Here is a 4,277-nt window from a genome sequence, read left to right as displayed (position 1 = left end):
GACCAAATTGGTAGTCAGTTAAATAATATCAACTTTGCTGATCGTCAATTCATAAATCCTCAATTAATACTTGATTGACCTCATTTTTATATACGCATCAAAGCAGAGGTCAGCCTTCTTAGAAATTCACGTCACAGGAAAGATATTTTGGCAAAAATCAAATTAATCTTAGTTCTGATAAGCGGAACTAAGTACTTATCAATTACTAACTATCTTTCAACTAGCTGAAGATTGCCTCGAAAAATCATCAAATATAAAAATCTACAATATAAATCACTAAATTTAGTTCTAGCAAACTACAGACTTAAATTCCTAAAAAGTCCCATAATTTTCTGGTGAAAATTGATGTGCATAATTATCCAATTAGATAATTAGATAAAATGTCAGCTTATTTGCAGAGTTAACTAAAAATATAGATTTTTTATTTAAATTTTTACCTCTAGACAAAGAACAAATTAGGGAGAATCCGGGAATCATGACAATATTTACATATTAACTAGGTAATTATTTTAGAGGTAAAATTAATCTCTAATCCTAGCTAATTACAATTCCTCGGCTTCTCCATTCCACTTATTCTTCTATCTGTGAGCCATTACCATTAGTCTCATCGACTTTCTCATCTTCTACTTGAATCAAATGAATGTGTTTGTATCCTAGCTTTATTTCAAATTCATCTCCTGGTTTTAATCCCATAGATGTAGTATAAGTTGCTCCTATGACAATTTGGCCATTTCTATGAACGCTAACTCGATAAGTTGGTTCTCTACCACGCCCATCTTTACTACCATCAGGATCTAAATCAACTCCTTTTGCTGCTAGAACTGCATCATAAAAATCTGTGAGATTAACACGAGTTTCTTCATTTTTTGTAACTGTGTAATATCCACAGCGTTTAGCAGTTTCCCTTCGTGGTAAGTGAGCAAATTCTTTTACCTTTTGAAGCAAGATTTTTCCTGTTAATGGAGTTTCTGGATTCTCAACCATAGTTCTTAATAATTCTCCTTCTCTTCATAATATAGTAAATCAATTTTACTGGAAATTGTTAGGCTTATTAAAAATATATCCTGAAATTTATCAATTGTGCAAAAAAAAATTTTACTAAGCCTTAAGGCCACTAATATTTGAGTAGATAATCTAGATTTCCATAGTGTGGAACTTAAGCATTCTTGTTACTCTGAAATTCTCTCCTAATTTTCAAGATTTTTTATTCTATTAGGCTATATAGTGATTATTTTTGTACAAAATTATTTGAGGAGGGAGGAGGAAAGAAAAATGTTACGGATGTATAGTAAATTATTTAATCAGTTAGTTGAATTTACCAGCCGGATTTTTTGAAAATGAATCGGTCATTCTAAGTATCTGGATATCTGGAATTTGCTCTATAAATTTATGGCCTAACTTTAAGTAGTGATTGAAAATATTTGCTAAAATTGCTATTTATGAATACAATTTTAATAGGTAGTAGTTGGGCGATCGTGTCAATTGGTAAATGTAGTAACTTTGTTGTAGTACCCATTTGTATCTTTGGTAAATATTGAGTTTTTTTGATCGGAGTCTGAAGTAAGGAAAATGTGGGTTAGGCAATACGGGAAAATTAAATTTGAGGGGTGATTTTTTATCAAAACAGATACTTAAAAGACTTGCTAATGGTAATTATATAGATTTCATATAATTTTTGATTGAATACTTAATAAATAAGGGAGTAGAGATTTAGGCAGTAGCGAGAATTAAAGAGATTTGCCGTCTAAGCAAGAGGAACCATTTTTTCACGATCGCTATTAAACGGAAATGATATGAAATGGGTTGGATTCTATACAAATAAATAGGGTTTGCGCTTCACTAGTCTTTTTTTTTTCAGAGGAGGAATCAGAATCCAGGAGGAATGAGAATCATAGAAGAAGTAACCAGAAGAATCTTCCCTTGATTTTCTAACCCTATTTTGCCCAAAATACGCTCCTAATTGAACTGGAACTACCTAAAAGCTGATACTCCCTTAGTACCTGCAAAGGTTTTAGACTTTGCCAGTAAACACTTTGATATTTAATCAGCAAGCCCTAAATACTGCTAGTTGTGCATAGTTAAATGGTAGAGAAGGAAGAAGTATAAATGCTTAATATCATGTCCGGTTGAATACTTATAAATCAACGACGGAACCCTCAGGTAAGAAAATCATCGGTAGGGTGACGTACAGGAGAACCGAATCAGGAAAAGGAAAGTTTTTTATTTAGCTGGCGCACAGCACACGTTAAAGAAGCACTCAGCGTTCATCTTTGACGCTGCGCGACATGGAAAGCACAGCATTCCGTATCGAAAACGCGGAGTGTGCGGAGTTCGTTTACAGGCGCACAACTACGTTAATATGTAAAAGGTTCTGGACTGGCATTGTAGCTTTTTCGACGATACCACAGTCATGCCAAGCTCCTGTAGCTTCAATATCTTTATCATCAAGAATGCCGAACAACACGATCGCGGGAATTCCTAAATCATATACTTCTTTAGCTTCCTCAACTATTTTGTCTATTAGACATCTCCAAAAATCAAAAATAAAGTCAATTCTTATCCATAAATTATTAATAAATCAAAAATAAAATCAATTCTTATCCATAAATTATCAATTATTTCTCCCTACTGCTTACTGCCTCTTTTTTGGAGATGTCTATTGATAGTTGATAAACCCTAGGCATTGATTTCACTTCTTTGGATACACTTTCTCCTGGTACAGCAAAAAGAGGATAGACTCAGATCGTTAGTATTAACTATATTTTCTCATACCATACAACGTAGCTGGGGATGGTTACGAAGACGGCGAGGGCGATGTACTGGAAACATATTTTTTTCTATTATATAGAACTACATTCTTGATTCAGGAAAAGTTTATGGGATCTCTATCTAAAATTTAATACTCAAATAACAATTCTTTATATTTAATATGGCCAATAGATCTGAATTACATTACTAATTAATAAATTTTGATATAATATTAAATTTTTTACAAGTTATTTTGCCAATGCTCAAAAAAATAAAAACTATAAAACAAAATGTTAAATATTACCAAAATTCAAATTTAGTACTAAAATGCAGCAAAAGTTAAAATTTTTACTACTAAAATTACTTAGGAGTTAATATTATGAATGAATCGGCACCTGTGCCAATAGGAATTGTAGGTGCTTCTGGCTATGGCGGGGTGCAACTTGTCAAACTGCTTGAGGATCATCCAAAGGCTAAGGTTGTTTACTTGGGGGGTGACAGCAGTGCGGGGAAACCTTTTTCTTCAATCTACCCTCACTTGGAGCATTCTGTAGATTTAATGGTAGAGTCAATAGATTTGGACAAGATAGCCAGCAAATGTCAGGTAGTCTTCCTTTCTCTTCCCAATGGTTTAGCTTGGAAGATGGCACCAACTCTATTGGAGAAGGGATGCAAAGTCTTGGACTTATCGGCTGACTATCGATTTTCTAATCTAGAAACTTATCAATCTTGGTATGGTGGGGAACGTACAGACAAAAAAATAGCTGCTACAGCTGTCTACGGTTTACCAGAATTGTATCGCGATCGCATTGCCAATGCTCAACTTATAGGTTGCCCTGGTTGCTACGTCACGGCTAGTCTTTTAGCACTTTCTCCACTATTTAAACAGGGTTTGATAGTACCGGACACTGCAATTATTGATGCGAAGTCAGGGACTTCTGGAGGTGGTCGCAAAGCAGCTATTAATATGTTACTAGCTGAGGCGGATAATTCTATAGGTGCTTATGGAGTAGCTAGTCATCGACATACTCCAGAGATTGAACAAATTTGTGGTAACTTGGCTGGTTATGATGTGAAAGTGCAATTTACTCCTCATCTGATGCCAATGGTACGGGGAATATTAGCTACAGTTTATGGTACTCTCCGAGATCCTGGCTTAGTGCGAGAAGATTTGCTGACTATTTACAATGCTTTTTATCGTAATTGCCCTTGGGTAAAAGTATTACCTAGTGGTACTTATCCTAAAACTAAATGGGCTTGTGGCACTAATCTCTGTTATCTCGGTATTGAGGTGGATCACCGTACTGATAGAGTGATTATTATGTCGGCTATTGATAATTTGATTAAAGGTCAAGCTGGTCAGGGTATTCAATGTATGAATTTGATGATGGGTTGGGAAGAAACCCTGGGATTACCCCAGTTAAGCTTTTATCCCTAATAATATAGCGCTATACGCTAGGGAACAGGGAATAGGGAACAGGGAACAGAGAACTGTTAAAGGATTTTAGGATTGAAAAATGTCCTAATAT

2 protein-coding genes and 1 pseudogene are annotated in these 4,277 nt (G+C 34.8%); 1 reads left to right on the top strand and 2 read right to left on the bottom strand.

What is annotated here, in order from left to right; all coding sequences use genetic code 11:
• Positions 1-570: 570 nt before the first annotated feature.
• Together AC3DU7_RS26710 and AC3DU7_RS26705 are read right to left on the bottom strand one after the other, a co-directional pair.
• The gene (locus tag AC3DU7_RS26710; protein ID WP_488042296.1) at positions 571-984 is read right to left on the bottom strand and encodes an AbrB family transcriptional regulator; all 414 of its coding nucleotides are present in this window, start codon (positions 982-984) and stop codon (positions 571-573) included.
• A gap of 1,387 nt (positions 985-2,371) precedes the next feature.
• Positions 2,372-2,742 (bottom strand): annotated as a pseudogene (locus AC3DU7_RS26705) (hypothetical protein); the annotation flags it as partial.
• Between the two features lie 385 nt (positions 2,743-3,127).
• Here AC3DU7_RS26705 and argC point away from each other — a divergent pair.
• Positions 3,128-4,186 (top strand): N-acetyl-gamma-glutamyl-phosphate reductase, encoded by a 1,059-nt coding sequence (gene argC / locus AC3DU7_RS26700; RefSeq protein WP_488042295.1) that lies wholly within the window; start codon positions 3,128-3,130, stop codon positions 4,184-4,186.
• Positions 4,187-4,277: the final 91 nt, after the last annotated feature.

The sequence above is a fragment of the Okeania sp. genome (assembly GCF_983059655.1).
This window is presented reverse-complemented; position numbering and strand designations above follow the sequence as displayed.

Excerpts from the sequence above, each read along its gene's own strand:
- AC3DU7_RS26710 (WP_488042296.1), bottom strand. The coding sequence starts at position 984 with ATGGTTGAGAATCCAGAAACTCCATTAACAGGAAAAATCTTGCTTCAA.
- argC (WP_488042295.1), top strand. The coding sequence starts at position 3,128 with ATGAATGAATCGGCACCTGTGCCAATAGGAATTGTAGGTGCTTCTGGC.